General features: G+C 32.0%; 22 protein-coding genes. 4 read left to right on the top strand and 18 right to left on the bottom strand.

Features of this window, described 5'->3' with window-relative positions; all coding sequences use genetic code 11:
• Positions 1 to 82 precede the first annotated feature (82 nt).
• The 10 genes from prmC to ACNMOQ_RS03860 form a co-directional block, all read right to left on the bottom strand.
• Positions 83 to 937 (bottom strand): peptide chain release factor N(5)-glutamine methyltransferase, encoded by an 855-nt coding sequence (prmC, locus tag ACNMOQ_RS03905; protein WP_416350265.1) that lies wholly within the window; start codon positions 935 to 937, stop codon positions 83 to 85.
• Positions 924 to 2,000: a peptide chain release factor 1 gene (gene prfA / locus ACNMOQ_RS03900; protein ID WP_016998895.1), complete on the bottom strand. Its 1,077-nt coding sequence runs from the start codon at positions 1,998 to 2,000 to the stop codon at positions 924 to 926. The genes prmC and prfA overlap by 14 nt, the downstream gene beginning before the upstream one ends.
• The gene (locus tag ACNMOQ_RS03895) at positions 1,993 to 2,592 is read right to left on the bottom strand and encodes a thymidine kinase (protein ID WP_016998894.1); all 600 of its coding nucleotides are present in this window, start codon (positions 2,590 to 2,592) and stop codon (positions 1,993 to 1,995) included. Before ACNMOQ_RS03895 ends, prfA begins: the two co-directional genes overlap by 8 nt.
• Before the next feature lie 117 nt (positions 2,593 to 2,709).
• Positions 2,710 to 2,964 carry a type B 50S ribosomal protein L31 gene (locus ACNMOQ_RS03890; protein WP_016998893.1) on the bottom strand — a complete coding sequence of 85 codons (255 nt, stop codon included), beginning with the start codon at positions 2,962 to 2,964 and terminating at the stop codon, positions 2,710 to 2,712.
• 110 nt (positions 2,965 to 3,074) lie between these two features.
• The gene (gene rho, locus ACNMOQ_RS03885) at positions 3,075 to 4,391 is read right to left on the bottom strand and encodes a transcription termination factor Rho (protein WP_416350264.1); all 1,317 of its coding nucleotides are present in this window, start codon (positions 4,389 to 4,391) and stop codon (positions 3,075 to 3,077) included.
• 423 nt (positions 4,392 to 4,814) lie between these two features.
• Positions 4,815 to 6,242, bottom strand: a complete 1,428-nt coding sequence (locus ACNMOQ_RS03880) for an aldehyde dehydrogenase family protein (RefSeq protein ID WP_016998892.1) — start codon at positions 6,240 to 6,242, stop codon at positions 4,815 to 4,817.
• 198 nt (positions 6,243 to 6,440) lie between these two features.
• A complete protein-coding gene (locus ACNMOQ_RS03875) occupies positions 6,441 to 6,770 on the bottom strand; it encodes a winged helix-turn-helix transcriptional regulator (protein WP_016998891.1) in 330 nt (109 codons plus the stop codon).
• A gap of 68 nt (positions 6,771 to 6,838) precedes the next feature.
• Positions 6,839 to 8,095, bottom strand: coding sequence for a UDP-N-acetylglucosamine 1-carboxyvinyltransferase (locus ACNMOQ_RS03870; protein ID WP_016998890.1), 1,257 nt, complete (start codon positions 8,093 to 8,095; stop codon positions 6,839 to 6,841).
• 176 nt (positions 8,096 to 8,271) lie between these two features.
• Positions 8,272 to 9,129, bottom strand: coding sequence for a class IIb fructose-bisphosphate aldolase FdaB (gene fdaB, locus ACNMOQ_RS03865; protein WP_016998889.1), 858 nt, complete (start codon positions 9,127 to 9,129; stop codon positions 8,272 to 8,274).
• 85 nt (positions 9,130 to 9,214) lie between these two features.
• On the bottom strand, positions 9,215 to 9,568 hold the full coding sequence (locus ACNMOQ_RS03860) for a response regulator (protein WP_016998888.1): 354 nt from the start codon (positions 9,566 to 9,568) through the stop codon (positions 9,215 to 9,217).
• A 60-nt stretch (positions 9,569 to 9,628) separates the two neighbouring features.
• Between ACNMOQ_RS03860 and ACNMOQ_RS03855 the strand changes: the two genes are divergently transcribed.
• Positions 9,629 to 10,156, top strand: a complete 528-nt coding sequence (locus ACNMOQ_RS03855) for a DUF2529 family protein (protein ID WP_103268940.1) — start codon at positions 9,629 to 9,631, stop codon at positions 10,154 to 10,156.
• A 418-nt stretch (positions 10,157 to 10,574) separates the two neighbouring features.
• Here ACNMOQ_RS03855 and ACNMOQ_RS03850 read toward each other — a convergent pair whose 3' ends face one another.
• From ACNMOQ_RS03850 to ACNMOQ_RS03840, 3 genes are all read right to left on the bottom strand, one after another.
• Positions 10,575 to 12,179 carry a CTP synthase gene (locus ACNMOQ_RS03850; RefSeq protein ID WP_016998886.1) on the bottom strand — a complete coding sequence of 535 codons (1,605 nt, stop codon included), beginning with the start codon at positions 12,177 to 12,179 and terminating at the stop codon, positions 10,575 to 10,577.
• Positions 12,180 to 12,322: 143 nt separating this feature from the next.
• A complete protein-coding gene (gene rpoE / locus ACNMOQ_RS03845; protein WP_016998885.1) occupies positions 12,323 to 12,850 on the bottom strand; it encodes a DNA-directed RNA polymerase subunit delta in 528 nt (175 codons plus the stop codon).
• A gap of 104 nt (positions 12,851 to 12,954) precedes the next feature.
• Positions 12,955 to 13,815: a GNAT family N-acetyltransferase gene (locus ACNMOQ_RS03840; RefSeq protein WP_416350263.1), complete on the bottom strand. Its 861-nt coding sequence runs from the start codon at positions 13,813 to 13,815 to the stop codon at positions 12,955 to 12,957.
• Positions 13,816 to 13,966: 151 nt separating this feature from the next.
• Between ACNMOQ_RS03840 and ACNMOQ_RS03835 the strand changes: the two genes are divergently transcribed.
• The 3 genes from ACNMOQ_RS03835 to ACNMOQ_RS03825 all read left to right on the top strand — a co-directional run bounded on the left by ACNMOQ_RS03835 (position 13,967) and on the right by ACNMOQ_RS03825 (position 17,143).
• On the top strand, positions 13,967 to 15,571 hold the full coding sequence (locus ACNMOQ_RS03835; RefSeq protein ID WP_103268942.1) for a BCCT family transporter: 1,605 nt from the start codon (positions 13,967 to 13,969) through the stop codon (positions 15,569 to 15,571).
• Between the two features lie 159 nt (positions 15,572 to 15,730).
• Positions 15,731 to 16,354 (top strand): pentapeptide repeat-containing protein, encoded by a 624-nt coding sequence (locus ACNMOQ_RS03830; protein WP_135031107.1) that lies wholly within the window; start codon positions 15,731 to 15,733, stop codon positions 16,352 to 16,354.
• A gap of 18 nt (positions 16,355 to 16,372) precedes the next feature.
• The gene (locus ACNMOQ_RS03825) at positions 16,373 to 17,143 is read left to right on the top strand and encodes a TrmB family transcriptional regulator (protein WP_182094050.1); all 771 of its coding nucleotides are present in this window, start codon (positions 16,373 to 16,375) and stop codon (positions 17,141 to 17,143) included.
• A gap of 73 nt (positions 17,144 to 17,216) precedes the next feature.
• Here ACNMOQ_RS03825 and ACNMOQ_RS03820 read toward each other — a convergent pair whose 3' ends face one another.
• Genes ACNMOQ_RS03820 through ACNMOQ_RS03800 form a run of 5 tightly spaced genes read right to left on the bottom strand, consistent with a single transcriptional unit; the run spans position 17,217 to position 20,487 of the window.
• The gene (locus ACNMOQ_RS03820) at positions 17,217 to 17,750 is read right to left on the bottom strand and encodes a hypothetical protein (protein WP_064204163.1); all 534 of its coding nucleotides are present in this window, start codon (positions 17,748 to 17,750) and stop codon (positions 17,217 to 17,219) included.
• On the bottom strand, positions 17,747 to 18,367 hold the full coding sequence (locus tag ACNMOQ_RS03815) for an ABC transporter ATP-binding protein (protein WP_135031109.1): 621 nt from the start codon (positions 18,365 to 18,367) through the stop codon (positions 17,747 to 17,749). Before ACNMOQ_RS03815 ends, ACNMOQ_RS03820 begins: the two co-directional genes overlap by 4 nt.
• Positions 18,364 to 19,062, bottom strand: a complete 699-nt coding sequence (locus ACNMOQ_RS03810) for a hypothetical protein (RefSeq protein WP_416350262.1) — start codon at positions 19,060 to 19,062, stop codon at positions 18,364 to 18,366. The genes ACNMOQ_RS03815 and ACNMOQ_RS03810 overlap by 4 nt, the downstream gene beginning before the upstream one ends.
• Positions 19,062 to 19,715 (bottom strand): hypothetical protein, encoded by a 654-nt coding sequence (locus ACNMOQ_RS03805; protein ID WP_016998876.1) that lies wholly within the window; start codon positions 19,713 to 19,715, stop codon positions 19,062 to 19,064. The genes ACNMOQ_RS03810 and ACNMOQ_RS03805 overlap by 1 nt, the downstream gene beginning before the upstream one ends.
• Complete coding sequence (locus tag ACNMOQ_RS03800; protein WP_416350261.1) at positions 19,702 to 20,487, bottom strand: hypothetical protein; 786 nt, start codon at positions 20,485 to 20,487, stop codon at positions 19,702 to 19,704. The genes ACNMOQ_RS03805 and ACNMOQ_RS03800 overlap by 14 nt, the downstream gene beginning before the upstream one ends.
• Positions 20,488 to 20,651 lie beyond the last annotated feature (164 nt).

The following is a 20,651-nucleotide window of genomic DNA, read 5'->3' as shown; positions in this document are numbered from 1 at the left end:
TCCCTTCCTCATCGTATTTACTGTATACAAATAAAAGTTATACACATTTTGTGGATAACTCAACCCTTTTGTGCATAACTTATTAACAACCCATCCAATTAAATTGTATCATACGATTCTTTTGATTTATATCTTTGATAATTGCCAAATTTTTAACTTTATAGTGTTCATGGATATATGATTTTAAAATTTCACCTTGTAAATGACCGATTTCAAATATGACTAGTCCATCTTTTTTCATCACTTTATCTAAATCATTTAGTATGCGTTTGTAAATAGCTAAACCATTGTTTTGTGTGAATAAAGCAAGGTGTGGTTCATATTCCAGTACGGTTTCTGACATTTCTACTTTTTCTTCGTAGCTTATATAAGGTGGGTTTGATAAAAGTACATCGACTTTAATGCCATTATTAATCAGAGGTTTCAAAGCATCGCCTTGAAGAAACTCAATTTCTACTTGATTTAATCGAGCATTTTCTTTCGCAACTTTTAATGCATCATCGCTAATATCAGTTGCAATAACATTTAAATTAGTACGCTCCTTCTTTAAGCTAATTGCAATAGCCCCTGTGCCTGTTCCAATATCGCAAACTGTTTGTTCGTGTTGATTTATAGTATTTAATGTTTGCAAAACTAATTCCTCAGTTTCAGGTCTAGGGATTAGAACATCATTATTTACTATGAATTTTCGTCCATAGAACTCAGCAAATCCAACGATGTACTGTACGGGTTCCCCTAAATACATTCTTTCTCTATAAGTCAAAAATTTCTTAAGTATATTATCTGGTACTGGCTCTTGTTGTTTTAAAAGGATTTGTGTTCTGGACAAACCAGATATGTCTTCTAATAGCCAATCAGCACGAGAAGTTTCTAACCCTCGTGCTGATAAAGCTTTATATGTTTCAGTTAATAATGTATGAAAATTATAATTCTCCATTGTTTAAATCTTCCAATTTCTCTGTTTGTTCATGCATCGTTAACGCATCTATAATTTCACCAATTTTACCGTCCATTATTTGATCTAATTTTTGAATTGTTAAACCTATACGATGGTCAGTAACTCTGTTTTGTGGGTAATTATATGTTCTAATACGTTCAGAACGGTCACCTGTCCCAACAGCTGATTTCCTTTTTTCAGCATATTTGGCATGTTCTTCACGAACCATCATATCAAAAACTCTTGCTTTTAATACTTTTAGTGCTTTTTCACGGTTTTTAATTTGTGATTTTTCAGAAGATGTTGCAATAATACCTGTAGGTACGTGTGTAATTCGCACGGCTGAGTCAGTCGTGTTAACGTGCTGACCACCTGCACCACTAGAACGATAAGTTTCAATTTTCAAATCTTCACTACGAATATCAACTTCCACGTCTTCAGCCTCTGGTAATATAGCAACAGTCGCAGTTGAAGTATGAACTCTACCACCCGATTCAGTTTCTGGAACACGTTGCACACGGTGTGCACCATTTTCATATTTTAATTTACTAAACGCGCCTGTCCCTTGAACAGAAAAACTGATTTCCTTATAACCACCATGATCGCTTGGGTTTTCTTCTACTACGTCTATTTTGTATCCTTCCATTTCAGCAAAACGAGAATACATTCTAAATAAATCTCCAGCAAATATTGCTGCTTCATCTCCACCTGCTGCACCACGTATCTCAACGATTACGTTTTTCTCATCATTTGGATCTTTCGGAATAAGTAAGAACTTCAACTCTGACTCTAATTCTGGGATGCGATCAGTTAAACTGTTAATTTCATCTTTTAACATTTCTTGATCGTCTTTGTCATCTGTTTCTTCTAGCATTACTTTCGCGTCTTCGATATCAGTTTTCACTGATTTATATGTTCGATAAACGTCTACTGTTTTTTGTAAATCAGATTGTTCTTTAGAATATTCTCTAAGCTTATCCGTATCAGATACAACATCAGGATCACTCAATAGTTCGTTAAGTTGTTCATATCTATTTTCTACGATTTCTAATTGATCAAACATTTATATCACTCCTTGTTTCTGTTCTTATAATATGATGATCTCTACATCTCGGTTCATAACTTTCATCTGCCCCTACTAAAATAATAGGATCATTAATATGAGCGGGTTCCCCGTTAATAAGCCTTTGTGTGCGACTGGAAGGTGATCCACAAACAGCACAAACAGCCTGTAATTTAGTTACGATTTCAGCGACTGCCATCATTTCAGGCATAGGTTCAAAGGGCACACCTTTGAAATCCATATCCAGTCCTGCTACAACTACACGATAGCCTTCTTCGGCTAATTTTTGTGCAACTGCAACGATTTCATTGTCAAAAAATTGAACTTCGTCAATACCAATTATATCAATACCTTGTAAATCGTGCTTTAAAATTTCACTTGAATGTTCAATGCTTATAGCATCTAATTGATTACCGTTATGAGACACGACTGCTTGTTCACTATAACGATTGTCGATAGCCGGTTTAAATACTTTAACATCTTGTTTAGCATACAAACCTCTTCTGAGCCGTCTAATTAGTTCTTCAGATTTACCACTAAACATACTTCCGCAAATACATTCTATCCAACCGGAATGGTAATTTTCGTACATATTACTTGTCCACCTTTTTCAACATAATCGCTTAATTATATCATATTATAAATTTCTGTTCTTAATTTTTACAAAAAAAAGCACCCTTTAAAAAAGGATGCTTGATGCGCTTCATGATTAGTTGTTTGATTTGAAACCAAATTTTTTGTTGAAGCGTTCCACACGACCATCCGCAGATGCGAATTTTTGACGTCCAGTATAGAATGGATGTGAATCAGAAGAGATATCTAAACGGATAACTGGGTATTCGTTGCCATCTTCCCATTCCATTGTTTCACTAGAAGTACGAGTAGAACCACTTAAAAATTTGAAGTCTGTAGTCGTATCTAAAAAGATTACTTTATGATACTCTGGATGAATTCCTTGTTTCATTTCTTTCAGCTCCTTTGCCCTGAACCATCTGGAACAGAGTTTATTTGTGACTTATTCACTCAATACTTACATATTATATATGTTGAGTAATTAAATTGCAACCTTAAATTTTATATGATGGACTTGCCAGTTTTAGCACTTTCTAACATAGATTTTCTTAAAACTTCAAAGAACTCTTCATTAGTTTTTGTGCGTTTTAATTTTCTTATAAAACGTTCTGCAAAATCATTTTGGTCCGTAAATAGGTTTCTTAACTGCCATACCATTTCTAATTCTTTTGGATCAAGTAACAATTCTTCTTTACGTGTTGAACTTCTTCCTATGTCAATTGCAGGGAATACTCGTTTCTCTGATAATTTACGATCTAAATGAAGTTCCATGTTACCTGTACCTTTAAATTCTTCATAAATCATATCATCCATGCGTGAACCAGTTTCAACAAGTGCAGTTGCTAAAATTGTTAAACTACCACCCGCTTCAATATTTCTTGCAGCGCCGAAGAAATGTTTAGGTCTGTGTAAAGATGCTGGATCTAAACCACCGGATAAAGTTCTACCACTTGGTGGAATAACTAAGTTATATGCACGTGCTAATCTCGTTAATGAATCCATTAAAATGATTACGTCTTCACCAATTTCAACAAGTCGCTTAGCGCGTTCTAATAACAACTCAGCTACTTTTACATGGTGTTCTGGCGGCTCATCAAAAGTAGAATTCACTACTTCTGCTTGTTCTACAGATCTCTCAATATCTGTAACCTCTTCAGGTCGTTCTCCAATTAATAATACAAATAATTTCGCATTAGGTTGATTTATTGCAATAGCATTAGCGATTTCTTTTAATAATGATGTTTTACCTGCTTTAGGAGGGGCAACTATCATTCCACGTTGTCCAAGACCAATTGGTGTAATTAAATCCATAATTCTTGTTGAATAATTTTTTTCTGTTGTTTCTAATTGGATACGTTCTTGTGGGTATAAAGGGGTTAACGCTTGAAAGTGTGGTCTTTTTTTAACTTCTTCTGCATTTTGATCATTCACAAAATCTACTTGTAATAGACCGTAATACTTTTCATTTTCCTTAGGTTTTCTAACTTTACCAGTTACTTTATCACCTTTTTTTATTTCAAAACGTCTTATTTGGCTAGCTGAGATGTAAATATCTTTCTCACCTTTAGAGTAGTTAACTGTTCTTAGGAAACCATATCCATCAGGTTGTATATCATCTAAAATGCCTTCCATATAATAGTTTCCGTCTTTCTCCATTTGTGCTTCCATAATGGCTAAGACAAGTTCTTTTTTATTTAATTTACTATAGCTACTGATTTTGAGTTCTTTAGCCTTAGATGTTAATTCTTTAGTTGTATAATTCTTGTATAATTCGTGAAACGATTCATACTGAGGACTTGTTCTGACTCTTTCTGCCATGATATTGACACCCATTTCTTAAAATCTATTTATTACTTTTACCCAGATTTACAATCTGCCATTAAACTATAGCATTTTTTTACGTTTAAGACAAAATATGTTGTGAACTTTAATTAAAAAATACTTTTATATGGTAAAATATACCTAAACATCTATATTTATCTCTTTTTATAGTAAAATTATACTAAAATTTGTTACTTCAATCGTGAAAATAGCTTAAAACATCAAGAAATAATACATTATTTTTGTAATTATAACTTAATTATACAATATGAATTTACTCAATTTTGAACGTTAGTAGCTGTTAATTTCCAAATCCTAATTACTATTTATTAAAAAACCAGCAACTTTCTATTTTGATTAAGAAAGTTGCTGGTTTTAATATTCACAGGAATAATTTATCCTGTATCATTTTTATAATACTTATTTAAAGTAGCCTGGTATTGCTTTGACTTCTAGGAATTCTTCTATACCATAGTCTCCCCATTCTCTACCAATACCTGATTGTTTATAACCACCGAATGGTAAGTCAGGTTTTCTACCTGCGTCATTTAACTCGACAGTTCCTGCTTCGATTGATCTAGCTACTTTTCTAACTTGATCTGTATCATTACCATAAACATAAGCTGCTAATCCGTATACTGTATCATTAGCAATTTCAATTGCTTCATCTAAATCTTTATAGGTAATGATTGTACCTACCGGACCGAATATTTCTTCTTGAGCAATTGTCATATCGTTTTTAACGTCTGTAAACAATGTCGGTTTTATGAAATAACCTTTTTCTAGTCCTTCAGGTTTACCTACTCCACCTGCTGCTAGTGTTGCGCCTTCATCGATACCTTTTTGAATATAACTTTGTACTGTATCAAATTGTTTTTTAGAAATAACTGGACCAATATCTTGTCCTTTTTCTCTAGGATTACCAACTTTTACATTGTTTATAGCTTTTGTTGCAGCTTCTATAAATTCATCTTTAATACTTTCAGGTATAATTGTACGAGTTGCTGCTGTACAAACTTGACCAGTATTTAAAACAAATTTAGCTACTGCTCCTTTAGCTGCTTTTTCGACATCAACATCATCTAAAATAACTAATGGTGATTTACCACCTAATTCTAATGAAACTTTCTTGAAGTCTTGTGCAGCTTTTTCCATAATTTTTCTACCAGTTGGGCCTGAACCTGTAAATGACATCATGCGAACATCTGGATGCTCACTTAATGGATTACCTACACCTTCACCATCGCCATTTACTAAGTTGAATACACCTTTTGGCACTCCAGCTTTTTCAAATATTTCAGCTAAAATGATAGCTGCAAACGGCGTTTCTTCTGATGGTTTTAACACTACAGGTGAACCTGCTGCAAAAGCACCAGCTAATTTTAATGATGTTTGGTTAGTTGGGAAGTTCCATGGTGTAACTAAACCTGCAACACCAATACCTTCTTTAACAACTAAGTCATCACCACGACGTTCTTCAAATTCTATTCTATCTATCGCTTTACTTGCTTCTCTAAAATGATTTAATCCCATTTGATAATGAACTGATTCTGATTTTTCTATCGGTGAACCAAGTTCATCTGTCATTGCATCTATTAAATCTTCTTTTCTATTTTCATACTCATCAGCAATTCTTTCTAATAATGCTTTTCTTTCTTCTACTGATGTGTTTCTAAATTTTACATATACACTTTTTGCTGCTGCTACAGCATCGTCAACATCTTCTTTGTTACCTGCAGCAATCTTACCTGCAACTTCTTCAGTTGCTGGATTGATTACGTCAAGAGTTTGACCACTATGACTATCTACCCATTCGCCATTAATATATTGCTTTACATCTTGTCTCATATATTATCTTCTCCTTTATAGTCATTACATTATTTATTATAGTATGTTATACCCACTTTTTTAAAATAATGTGTTTATAGAAATAAAAAAAGAAGTAGGACAGGAATCTAATTTTCTAATCAGATTCCTATCCTACTCCTATTTTCGTATCTTAAACTTAAATAATTTTTAGATAAGTTTATAAAACAAAACACTGTTTTACGAATGGTTTTCCTCTAGTTCTACATTGCGTTGCGCCCACTCTTCTAATGGGACAAGTGCTTGCGCTAATTCGTAACCTTTGTTAGTAAGATGATATTCAACTGATAGAGGTGTTGTTGTCACAACTTTCTTTTCTACTAATCCCCATTCACTTAATTCAGTTAGTTTGAGGGATAAAGCTCTTGGTGTAATACGTTTCAAATCTCTCTTCATATCAGAAAAATGAGCTGCTTTGTCATTACAACGAGATAAATAATTGAGTATTAAACCATTCCAACTACGCCCGATAACTTTAAAAGTTTCTTCTAAGTATGGACACATTTCCATGTTACTCACCTCTTTTACTTCATACTCTTATATTACTACATTTTATATATAAAGTATATATTTTATACTCAAACTTCTTCAGTCCAAATATCTGCCCCTAAATGTTTTAATTTGTCTACTATACCACTATAACCTCTATAAATATGGTTAACATTATATACAGTTGTAACGTCTTCAGCAATTAATCCCGCAATTAATAATGATGCACCCGCTCTCAAATCACTAGCAGCCACACTGGCACCTGTAAGCTTTGATGGATAATATATAGCTGTTCCGTTTTCTAAATTAACTTTTGCACCCATTCGCAATAATTCATCAACATGTTTAAACCTTGCTGGGTAAATTGTTTCTACTACTTTACTTTGTCCTTTTGCTTTTAATAAAAGTGGTGTGAATGGTTGTTGTAAATCAGTAGCAAAACCTGGGTAAACTGATGTTTGAATGTCTACAGGTTTATATTCATCCCTACCTCTAATAATGATAGAGTCTTCTCCTAATTCAATCTCAGTACCCATTTCTTTTAATTTCGCAATCAGAGGTTCTAAATGTAGAGGGATGATGTTTTCAATCAATACTTCCTCTCCCATAGCAGCTGCTGCACACATATATGTTCCAGCTTCTATTCTATCAGGAATAATTGAGTGATTAGTTCCGTGTAAATTCTCGACACCTTCAATTTTTAAAGTATCAGTACCTGCGCCTCTAATTTTTGCACCCATATTGTTTAACAACGTAGCAACATCTACTATTTCAGGTTCTTTAGCAGCATTTTCTATAACTGTTTTACCTTTAGCTAAGCATGCAGCTAACATGATATTAATAGTTGCTCCAACACTTACAACGTCCATGAAAATTTTTGCTCCAGTTAATTCTTCAGCAATTAAATACATAGCACCTTGTTCATTCGTTACCTTAGCACCTAAAGCTTCAAACCCTTTAATATGTTGATCGATTGGTCTCGGACCAAGCGGACAACCTCCTGGCAAACCAATTACACACTTTTTAAAACGTCCAAGCATTGCACCCATCATATAATAAGAAGCTCTTAATGATTGAACTTTATTATTAGGTAATGGTAGATTAACCGCATCACTTGAATCAACAACGATTTGATCACCATTTAATTCAGTTTTTATATTTAAATCTCCAAGCAGGCTCATTAATGTCTTAACATCTGAGATATCTGGCAAGCCGTCTAGAGTTACAACATCATTGGCCATTAAACTAGCAGGTATTAATGCAACCGCACTATTTTTGGCACCACTAATTTGGACTTTGCCATTTAGTTTTTTTCCGCCTTTGATTTTTATTACTTCTTGAGACATATGTTTACTCCTTTACTTCATCGTCTTAGAGAATGCATACTCTCTCAACATGAATAATATGATAATTAATTCCATTATATACTATTCAATAACATAAACGCAAAAACGTAAAAAGTAAATAGTAAGAAATAAATTCATAAAAAAAAGACCTTGAAAAAGGTCTTTTTTTAAATAAATTAAGCTTGGTTTGAAGTACCAAATTCTTGGATTTTACCTTGTACTGTTGCTTTAATCGCTTCACGAGCAGGTCCTAAATATTTACGTGGATCGTAAACTTCACTGTCGTTGTTTAACACTTCGCGAACTGCTTTAGCAGAAGCTATTTGGTTCTCAGTGTTAACGTTGATTTTAGCTGTACCGTATGAGATAGCTTTTTTGATATCGTGTGTTGGGATACCAGTACCACCGTGTAATACTAATGGTAAACCAGTTGAAGCACCGATTTCTTCCATTTCTTTAAATCCTAAGTTTGGTTCACCTTTGTAAGGTCCATGAACTGAACCTAGTGCTGGAGCTAATGTGTCGATACCAGTTCTTTCAACTAGTTCTTGACATTCTTTAGGGTCAGCATAGATAACACCTTCAGCGATTACGTCGTCTTCTTGTCCACCAACTGTTCCTAATTCCGCTTCAACAGAAACACCGTTAGCGTGAGCATATTCAACAACTTTTGACGTGATTTCAATATTTTCTTCAAATGAATGATGAGAAGCATCAATCATAACTGAAGTGAATCCAGCATCGATTGCTTCTTTACATTTGTCGAAACTTGAACCATGGTCTAAATGAATAGCTACAGGTACTGTAATGCTATAATCTTCAATTAATCCTTCAACCATTTTTACGACAGTTTTGAAACCGCCCATATAACGTGCAGCTCCTTCAGAAACACCTAAAATAACTGGTGCATTTTCTTCTTGAGTAGCTTGAAGAATCGCTTGTGTGAATTCTAAGTTATTTAAGTTGTATTGACCAACTGCATAACTATTTTCTTTCGCTTTAATTAACATTTCTTTCATTGAAACTAAAGGCATTGAGTTTCCTCCTATATGTGCAAGGCACGAATATTTACAAACTAATTATACCAAATTATTTTCATATTTGCATCTTTTGAAAGCCCTATCCTAAATGTTTTCTTACAATTTTCATAACTTCTTCAATTGTAAACGGCTTCATTAATACACCAGTTATATTGTCTTTAGTGAGCGTCTCTATATCTGTAGACGTTTGGAAAGCCGAAATGATATAAACTGGAACATCTGGATTTGTTTCTCTTATTTTAAATAAAACTTTTTCTCCTGATATACCCGGCATTCTTTTATCTATAAATATAAGTTTATATTCATTTTCGAGAAATTTATTTATACCTTCTTGGCCATTTTCAGCTGTATCAACATGATATTGATTTAACTCAAAAATTTCCTTTAATAATTGTCTTATATTTTTTTCATCATCTATAATAAGTACATCCATTGAAGATACCTCGCTTTTTATATAAAATAAATTTATTATCATTTAAAGGAGAATGCAATAGTGCTTAAAATTTTTAATACACAGCTGAACGGCATTTTTAGTAAAATAGATGCACAAGAAGAAGAAATCGCAATTGCTTCACAATTACTTATGCAAGCTGCTGGTGGTGAAGGTAAAATCCATATAAAAACTTTTGATGAGGCTAATCACCTTTCATCATTTATAACAGATAGCAAAGAAAGTTTGCCTCAATCTCAAACAATGTCTTCATTAACAGATATAGATTCCATCGATACAACGGATCGCGCTTTATTAATTGCGCCATTCTTTACTGATGAATTAAATACTTGGATAGAGAAATTAACTGATAAAGATGTTGATTTTGTTGTTATAGCGAATAAAGACAAAGAAAATAAGGCCCACGAAACTTTAATGCATTATATTGATTTATGTACACCACGACCAATCGTACCTACAGCTGATTACAGCAAAATTATAACACCACATATGATGGCAATAAATTACATACATTATATCATGTATGCTGAAATGTATGAGATTACTCAAGACTTAAATGAAGAAATATAATAAGCAAATGTTGCAAGACAAACGCCACGTGCAACTTAGAGCGTCAGAATGTTGCTAGACAAGTGCCACGTGCAACTTAGAGCATCAGAATGTTGCTAGACGAGCGTCACGTGCAACTTAGAAGACCAGAATGTTGCTAGACAAGTGCCACGTGCAACTTAGAGCATCAGAATGTTGCTAGACGAGCGTCACGTGCAACTTAGAGCGTCGGAATGTTGCTAGACGAGGTCCACGTGCAACATAAATTTCCCTTATTGACAAGACTATTGAGAAAAGTCAATAAGGCCCTCGTTATTGACACGTTCGGTGAGAAAAGACAATAACTTGCCCGATACAACCTAAAACTGAGAATCCTTAAAAAAGAAGAGTCTGGGACATAAATACTTGTCCCAGACTCTCTTTAATTTAAAACCTATAATTATTGTTGATGATTAATACTTGCTTCTACAAATCCATGGAATAATTTTTGTGGACGTGTAGGACGAGATATAAATTCTGGGTGGAATTGACATGCTACAAACCATGGATGATTTTCTAATTCTACAATTTCTACTAATCTTCCATCTGGGCTTGTACCAGAGAATCTCATACCGTTTGCTTCTAATTTTTCACGGTAATCGTTATTGAACTCATAACGATGACGGTGTCTCTCTTCTACTTCTGTTTCGCCATATACTTTATGTGCAATTGTCCCTTCTTCGATTTTACATGGATAAATGCCTAATCTTAAAGTACCACCTAAATCTTCAATGTCTTTTTGTTCTGGTAATAAGTCGATGATTGGATAAGGTGTATTTGGATTTAATTCTGCTGAATGTGCATCTTGTAAACCTACTACGTTCCTTGCAAATTCAACTGTTGCTAATTGCATACCTAAACAAATACCTAAATAAGGTACATTGTTTTCACGAGCATATTGAATTGCTAAAATCTTTCCTTCAACACCTCTATCTCCAAAACCACCAGGTACTAAAATACCATCAACATCTGCTAATTCTTCTTTATAATTAGTTGAATCTAAATTTTCAGAGTTAATCCATTTAATTTCAATATCTTTTTTGAAGTCATAACCTGCATGTTTTAAAGACTCAGCTACTGATAAATAAGCGTCTTGTAAACTAACGTATTTACCAACTAATCCTATTTTTACAGAACCATCTAGATTACGTACTGTTTCTAGTAATTGATTCCATTCAGTTAATTCTGCTTCTGGTGCTGCATCTAATGATAAACGATTAATAACGATATCATCCATATGTTGTTCTTGTAATGCAAGTGGGATTTGATAAAGTGTATCTGCATCTCTACATTCTATTACTGATTGTTTCTTAATATCACAGAACAATGCAATTTTATCTCTTAAATCTTCCGTCATTTCATACTCAGTACGAACAACAATTAGATCTGGCTGTATTCCTAAGCCTCTTAGTTCTTTAACACTATGTTGAGTTGGTTTTGTCTTCATTTCACCAGCAGCTTTAATGTATGGAAGTAAAGTACAGTGAATATACATAACGTTTTCTCTTCCAAGATCACTTTTAATTTGTCTAATTGCTTCTAAAAATGGTAATGACTCTATGTCACCTGTTGTACCACCAATTTCTGTAATAACAACATCAGCATTTGTACTTTCACCCGCCATTAACAATCTTGATTTAATTTCATTTGTAATATGCGGTATAACTTGAACAGTACCACCTAAGAAATCCCCACGTCTTTCTTTTTTAAGTACGTGTGAATATACTTTCCCAGCTGTTACGTTTGAATATTTATTTAGATTAATATCTATAAATCTTTCATAATGTCCTAAGTCTAAATCTGTTTCAGCGCCATCTTCTGTTACGAAAACTTCACCATGTTGATAAGGACTCATTGTCCCTGGATCGACATTTAAATATGGATCGAATTTTTGTATCGTTACATTAAGTCCTCTATTTTTAAGTAATCTTCCTAGTGATGCTGCTGTAATACCTTTACCAAGAGACGAAACTACGCCACCTGTAACAAATATGAACTTTGTCATGTCCTTACCTCCATTTGATAATTAAAAAATAAAAAAGCTCCCACTTACATTAATTAAAATGTAAGATGGGAGCTATAGTTTATACGTTTGTCCTATTTAAAGGAGCCCAAATAAAATATTACCATCTTTTAATGAAAAGTCAATTATAATTCTTCTTCTTCCTCTTCTTCCTCGTCGTCGTCTTCTTCCTCTTCTTCGTCAACGACTAACCCAGCTTCATCTAATTCATCTTCAACTTCTTCATCTTCTGGATCTGCAGGATCATTTAATCCTTCTTCATCATCTTGAGCGATTGTTATATCAACATCTTTAGTTTTATCTTCTTCACCTAATAATGTGATGCCTGTATCTTCTTCATCATCTTCATCTAACACGTTGAATTTTTGAATAGTTGGTGCTATCTTCTCTTCGATATCTTCAACTGAATACCAGTCACGAAGACCCCAAATGTTCTCGCCTACACTTAAAAAGCGTCCATCTGTATTTAAATCTGTATAAAATTGTAGGATACGGTTTTCAATTTCAGAATCTTTATAATTACCGATACGTTTAAACTCATCAACCATGTCATATAAATTTGTTTCTTTGCTATTCTCACTTAAGTAAATATAAGCCATTTCTATAAATGAATGTTCATCGACCATTTCTTTAGTAAAATCTTTTAATTTCATGCTTTACTCTTCCTTTCAACAATCGTACTATTGTCGCGCATTAATATTTATAATCATAACAGTTTACGATTATAATTGACAAGCTGATTTTTAGCAAATGTTTGTTAATAGTTAATATATTTCATCAACTTAATATAATCGTCAGCTTTTTGTATTTCAACAAAGTTCGCTTTGTAACATAATGCTTTTAATTTATTGTTTGAACCAAACAGAGATATGTGCAACTCTTTCTTGCCTGGGAACTTCCTTCTTACGAAAGTACTAAGTTGTCTTAATGCACTTTCAGCTATACCTTCTTTTCTTTCGCTCTCTTCAACTTCTATACTTCGAATATCAAAGTTATCACTTTTATGTTCTAAAACAATAATACCCACTTTTTTATTATCTTTCATTAAATGTATGTTTATAAATTCATTATCGTAGTCATCATCATGTAATTCTAGTTTTAACGAAGATACATACTTAGAATCTAAATCTAAATAATACAATCGTTCTTTGCCAAGTGGTCCTTCTTCTTTAGTTGCGGTATGCATGAAGCCTGCTCTTTCATACAAGTTCCATGCTGCCTCATTTTCAGCATCTACTACTAAAAATAAATGATCAAAATCAGGAAACACTAATTGTACATATTCAGGCAAATTCATCATGATTGTCGTGCCATAACCATTACCTTGATATTTTTCATTGATTGAAAGTGAACGAATATACACAACATTTTCTGGTGTTTCATAACCTTCATGCTGATAATATTTATGTAAAACGAAGAAACCAACTATTTCATTGTCTCGATTAACTACGACATTTGGTCTTCTATCAGAATCTTGTATCGCTTCATCTAGAACTTCTTTAGGTAGCGAAGAATATATTTGTTGACGCTCATTTAATTGAAATTCAGATAGTGCTGTTCTCATACTTTCTTCAAATGGTTTAATAAAAATATCACCGAACTGTTTTTCTTTAATCATTTACGATCCCCCCGTTGATTTAAATATATCATAACCAATTATAAGTTACTTCCGCAATTAAGAACCTTTTATTTATAAAATATGTATGTTATCTCTATAATTTTTAGGGTACTTGAATATAGACTGTTAAAGTTTAAAAAGGGGGAAAACAATGAGTCAGTCGAATGAACAACCAGATAATCAGAGTAACAAAACAACGTTAGTGTTCTGGGTATCCATGTCTATAATCATATTAATCACTTTATTAGCCGGAGTATTTCCTTCAGGCTTTGGAAAGTACGCCAATATTTTATATGGATGGATATCCAATAGTACGGGATGGTTATTCCTTATTATTGTATTTGTTTTAGATATATTTTTAATAGGGTTAGCTATAACTAGATTTGGACGTTTTAAGTTAGGTAGAGATGACGAAGAGCCAGAATTCTCATTCATATCCTGGGTTGGTATGCTGTTTTCTGCAGGCTTAGGTGTAGGTATCGTCTTTTGGGGCGTTGCCGAACCTATGACACATTATTTAAAATCACCTCTTCCTAATGAAGTAGACGGTAGTACATTAGAATCAGCAAGATTAGCAATGGGATATACATTTTTCCATTGGGGTATATCTCAATGGTCAATCTTTGCTATGGCTGGGCTAATCGTAGCATTCTTCCAATTTAGAAAAAGAAGAAATGGCCTAATTTCTACTGCTATGGAACCAGTATTTGGTGAAGCTTATAAAAAGCCATATAGAAATGTCATTGATGTGTTAGCGATTGTAGCTACTGTTATGGGTATTGCTACTTCAATCGGTTTAGGTATTATGCAAATCGGTGGAGGGCTTAATCATGTATTTGATATACCCAACAATAATTGGACTAAAATTATTATTACTATCATTATGACATTAATATTCCTAGGATCTGCCGCTTCAGGCTTGAACAAAGGCGTAAAATGGTTAAGTAATTCAAACATTTTTATATGTTTTGCATTACTAGTATTCATTCTAATTTTAGGACCAACACAATTTATATTTGAAACATTCACAGTTGCAATTGGCGATTATATCACGAATTTTGTTCAATATAGTTTAAGATTAAATCCATATGAAGGAGATAATTCTTGGATACAACAATGGACAGTGTTCTATTGGGCATGGGTGATTGCATGGTCTCCATTTATAGGTGGATTTGTAGCTCGTGTTTCTCGTGGTAGAACAATACGTGAATTTGTAATCGGTGTTCTAATTATACCACCACTTATCTCAATGAGTTGGATTGCGACATTCGGTGGAACAGCAATGTATCTTGTTATCAATAAAGGTGCAAGTATAGCAGAAGATGTTAAAGGTGATTACACAGTAGCACTCTTCTCATTATTATCACACTTCCCTCTATACGAGTTCACAAGTATACTAGCGATTATTTTAATTTTCTTATTCTTAGTTACGAGCGCTGATTCAACTACATTTATTCTTTCAAGTATGTCGGACAGAGGCTCAATTACACCACCATTCAAATACAAATTAGTTTGGGGTATACTGATTGGTGCTATATCAGTTGCAATGACGTTAGCAGGTGGTTTAGAAAGCTTACAAACCGCTTCCATCGTCGCCGGTCTTCCATTCGCATTCATACTCTTTATGATGATATTCTCTATCATGAAAGCATTGCGAAGAGAGCCTACTAAGCATTTCAAAATGACTTATATCGATGACGACACAGATTTTTCTAAATCATTAGAAGAACGTGAAGACGAAGAAAATAAAAAATAAAAAATATATACACTTTCACATAGAAAATTTGAATTTTTATGTGAAAGTGTTTTAATTTATACTTAACTTTCTTATCATTATATTTATAGTATAATGAATAATAATTTATGTCGTTATATTATTAAGGTACAAACGCATATTATAATAAGGAGTACATTCATGAAAATTATTCAACCAAAAATAAAGAAAGAATTTGAATATGAACCTGAAGAACACTATACACTATTACAATCTTCTTATGATTTATATTTTAACAAAGCGCATATTGAATTCGATGAAGACACAACGCAAATGGATACACTATATTTTAACCAATGTACGTTTGAATCTATTGATTTTACAAAAATACATGGGCTTGACCTTGTGTTTCATGGCTGTGACTTATCAAATTGCCAGTTTGAAGACGCTTCATTAAATAGAATACAATTTAAAGATTGCCGTATGATTGGTGCGACATTTACTGACTTAACACTTAAACATGTCCAATTTTCAAATTGTCAGTTAAAGATGAGCCAATTTGTTAATTGCCAATTTGACCACGTTTTATTTAATGATAATCAAATGTCTGAAACTTACATATCATTCTGTAAGCAAAAAGCTCTTGAAATTAAAGATTGTAGTTTAACTTCATTAGAAGTAGTAGAAACATCTTTAAATGGCATTGATTTATCATCAAATGAAATAGAAGAACTTGTAATACAGCCTACAGATTTAAAAGGCGCTACTGTTTCGGAATACCAAGCCTATGACATACTCCCTTTATTTGGAGTCAAGGTAACTTAAAGTTAAAGGATGATCAGCATGAATAAAATGATAGATTTATTAAAGCAATTTGGTTTAAGTGAATATGGATCAAAAGCTTATATTTATTTAGTACAAAACCCAGGTATCACTGCCTACAAATTAAGCGAACTATCAAGCGTACCCAATTCAAAAATTTATGAATCATTAAATAAATTAGAAGAACAAGGACTTGTATACTATAATTTACAAAATCAAAAAAAGTTTTATTATGCTATTTCACCTAAACAAACAGTAGAATTATTTGAGAAGAAACAAAATAATGCATTGATTCAATTAGAAGAAGAAATGGATAAATTAAATATCGCAAATCAAAATGACGCAATACAAATAGAAGTTTTAACAAACGCATCAAACATATATAGTAATATTTCAGAAGCGGTTAAAACTGCAAAAAAGCAAATAACTGTTTCTATTTGGCCAGATATATATGAAGTCATAGACAAAAATGCGCATAAAGATATTCATATCCAAGGAATGACTTTTCAAGTAGATAAACCAGGACACGATTTAATCAATCACAGATATACCAATTATGTTCAAAGCTCATTGACCCTTAAACCATTTATCGTAATCATCGATAATCAATATATGATTTACGGTCAAACACCAGATGATGATATGCGTGCGTATATCAGTCGAGATAGCACGCAAATTAAAATGATGAAAGATTACATTTGGCACGACGTTCTTGTGAATTTATATATAAGCAAGTTCGAAGAAAATATAGAAGACGAAATAACCCTTAAGAGAAAAAGATTTTTCTCTTAAGGGTTATTTTAATGGAAAAATTATTTTACTACGTTGGGATGTAGTAACTACCTAAGTAGTTAGTAATAATGTATCAAACTATCTTCCCACCGTCAACACGAATCGGTAAATATAATTTCTTTAACTTATGACCATTACGGTCGAGGTAAGCTAGTTCTAAATCATTTTCTCCATCAGGATCTATTGGTGTATATCTAAATGTAACGTGTCCCTCATAAACATTATGCTTATCAAAGTATGGTCTATCCGGCACAAGTCTTTTACCTTTTTTCGTTTTAAATTCATCAGACTGTTGTAAGATTTCATCATTAACACGTAAAAATAAACTTGCATAAATATTATTATAATATTTATCTGGATAGTCATCCTTTTTAACTACTTTGATATCAGCACTTAAAAATATCTCTTTATCTTTAACTTTATAACTCAAATTACTAAATTTCATTGTTCCAAAAGTTATATTATGCGTTTGATTAAGTTTAATTTTCTCTTCCTTAAATTCATAATCTTGAAATTCTGCGTTTACTTTACGATACTGAATGAATCCTAATATAACGAGAACTACAAATACAATTAAAGAAGATAATAGAATTACTTTATTTTTCATTCTAATGCACCTGCTTCTATATGAACAACCTCATCTACAACACTTTCTATGTCTTCAAATTGATGTGAAGCAATCAGTATTGTACATCCTTGCTGTTTTAATTTTTCAAGGATTTGAACAAGTTTCTCAATACTCTTCCTATCCAAAGCATTGGTAGGTTCATCTAAAACAATTAATTCAGGATCACCCATTAAAGTTTGAGCAATGCCAACTTTCTGTTTCATCCCTAATGAATATTTTCGAACTTTTCTTTTATCTTTATAATCTAATCCAAGTTCTACTAAATATTTAGTCATTTCATTGATATCTGTTATTCCTTTTAATGCAGCTACTAATTTAAGATTTTTTAAAGCCGTAAATTCAGTTATAATACTTGGTTTTTCTATAAATACACCGACTTTAAGAGGGTATTTTGAGCCAAATTTAAGCGGTTCATTATTAATCATTACTTGCCCATCAACTTTAATCAATCCTAATATCGCCCTTAAAAGCATTGTCTTACCAGAACCATTACGTCCTTTAAATCCATAAACTTTTCCACGCTCAATTTCTAAATTAATATTTTTAAGCAATTGATTGCGTTGGTGTTCTTTTGATACATCTATTAATTTAATCATACTTCATCATCACCTCTTTGAAATTTCATGTGATGATCACGTCCTAATTCAAAGACCAATAACATATTCACCACAACAATAGATAGCACACAACATATAAAATTTGTGTAAGAAACGCCTTGTATTCTTGAAAATAAAGATGTATTTAAAATGTTAAAATCTAAATCAAATCTTGTTGTGGCGATAATCCACATCAACGATATTAAAAAGCTTATATAAAATTTATAAGCAATGTAACTCCAAATAAATACAATCATTAAGAAATAAACACTTATTATTAAGTTCAATAAGTGAGTTACATTATGCGAAAATTCTCCGTCAATAGCAGAAATGGTAAACCATATACCTAGAATATAAATTAAACTCATAATGAATGATATGATGATAAGAACCATCCATCTTCCCTTAATATTTAATAGCATTTGCCACTCTACAATGTAATATTGATAAAGAACATGTATAAAGCGATAAATGAAAAATATGGCAAGAAACATAATCATTATGTACAACCCAGGTATTCTATATAAATGCATACTCAATTCAATGTCATTGTTACCTCGAAAAATAAAATTCCATAAACCATCTCTTAAATATGGTCTGAATAGCATTAGTACCAAAATAAATATTCCGTATATAATCATGAACGTTTTCCATAAACTTTGTATAATACCAACAGTAAATTTTAGAATATTCATCACATTATTTCCTTTTTCATAATAGTCCATTCAACAATTAAATAGACAAACACTATAAATAACAATTGATATATCATCCACGACCAAGAAATTGAAAATAATTTCTTTGAATCAAGAATTAACCAATTCCATTTTCCACTTTGCATTATGACAAAATCTAAAAGCACAAGCACATTTACAAGTAATAATGATATTGCACGATTAAAAAACCTTAAATATAAAGTAAGTGACAATAATGAAATCGTAAAATTCCCTACTATCATCAAGCAAGCTGTTACAATAAACACTATATTAAATTGAAGTTGAAAGTTCATAGCAACCATACTTGCCAACATCATTTCGATACTTATTAGCAAAGATATAAAACCGACATATAACAACACATCTATCTTTAAATAATTTCTATATCCAATAAACACTTTATGAACAAGTTCATTTCGGTAAAACACAATCGTCATAATAGTTAATATTGGTAGAACAACATAAGTAAGCGTAAACTTACTTAATAATAAATTTGTAAATTGAAAATCATCAGAAGGAAAATACCCGACGTTTCCCTTCTGATAGATAATCATTAATCCAAAGAATAAAATATGCCACGCTAGAAATTTTGTATTAATCAATGATGTAAATCGATATTTAATCAAGTTCATATTTGCGCATACCTCTTATATAGAAATAAATTGATAAACTGATAAACAATATGAAAGTCAAGACAATCGGTAAAAATTCGAAGTACATGAATTCCGTTCGTCCCGTTAAGAAATATATTGGAGGAACTACATATGGTTTATATGATAAATTTGTTAATATAATCAATAAAATTTGAAAAATAAATGGACCAATCATTGCCAAAATTCTATTATTCGTATATATAGAAAGAGTTATCCCAAATATATTCATTATTGCCCCCCAAATACCAGCCAATAAAATATATAATAAGATATATAATAATGGCATTGTATAGTATAAAGGTACACTTAATGTATTTGAGCTATGAATTCCTATTAGATTATTAGTATATCTTTCTGGCGATATATTAGGTAATATTAAAAATTCACCTATAATATTCATTAATAAAGGGATTATTACAAGAAGCGAAGCAATAATACTTGAGTATAAAATCACCTTTATATCTACTGACTTATTCACATGATACATATAAGCATGATGTAATAAATGTTGCTTACGATCTTGTATAAAAATATCACTTACACCTATGGATACAGCTAAAGGCATAATCAATAGATAAACCGTTTGTAAAGCACTAAACCCATCAAATAATAAAGATCGTGTATATGGTGTGTTTTCTAATAGTACATAGATACCATAAGTTTGATAAGCATTGTATAAATGCAATAGAGCAATTATCGTTAAAAGGATAAATGCTATAAATAGTTGTAACCTTAATATGCGTAATTTCATATATTTAAACATTATTATCACCTTATGTAGAAGCTCTTTAGTGGCATAATTTTCTACTATTTCAATCTTAAACTTTTTTTACATTATTTTACATTTTAATCTAATTAAAGCTCTTTTACAACAATGCTTTAATTTATTTAATTTAATTATTACCAACTTATTCA

It is taken from the genome of Mammaliicoccus lentus (genome assembly GCF_947036595.1).
In the GTDB taxonomy this organism is placed as follows: Bacteria; Bacillota; Bacilli; order Staphylococcales; family Staphylococcaceae; genus Mammaliicoccus; species Mammaliicoccus lentus.
The sequence above is the reverse complement of the archived record's forward strand: the minus strand, read 5'-3'. Positions and strand labels throughout refer to the sequence as shown.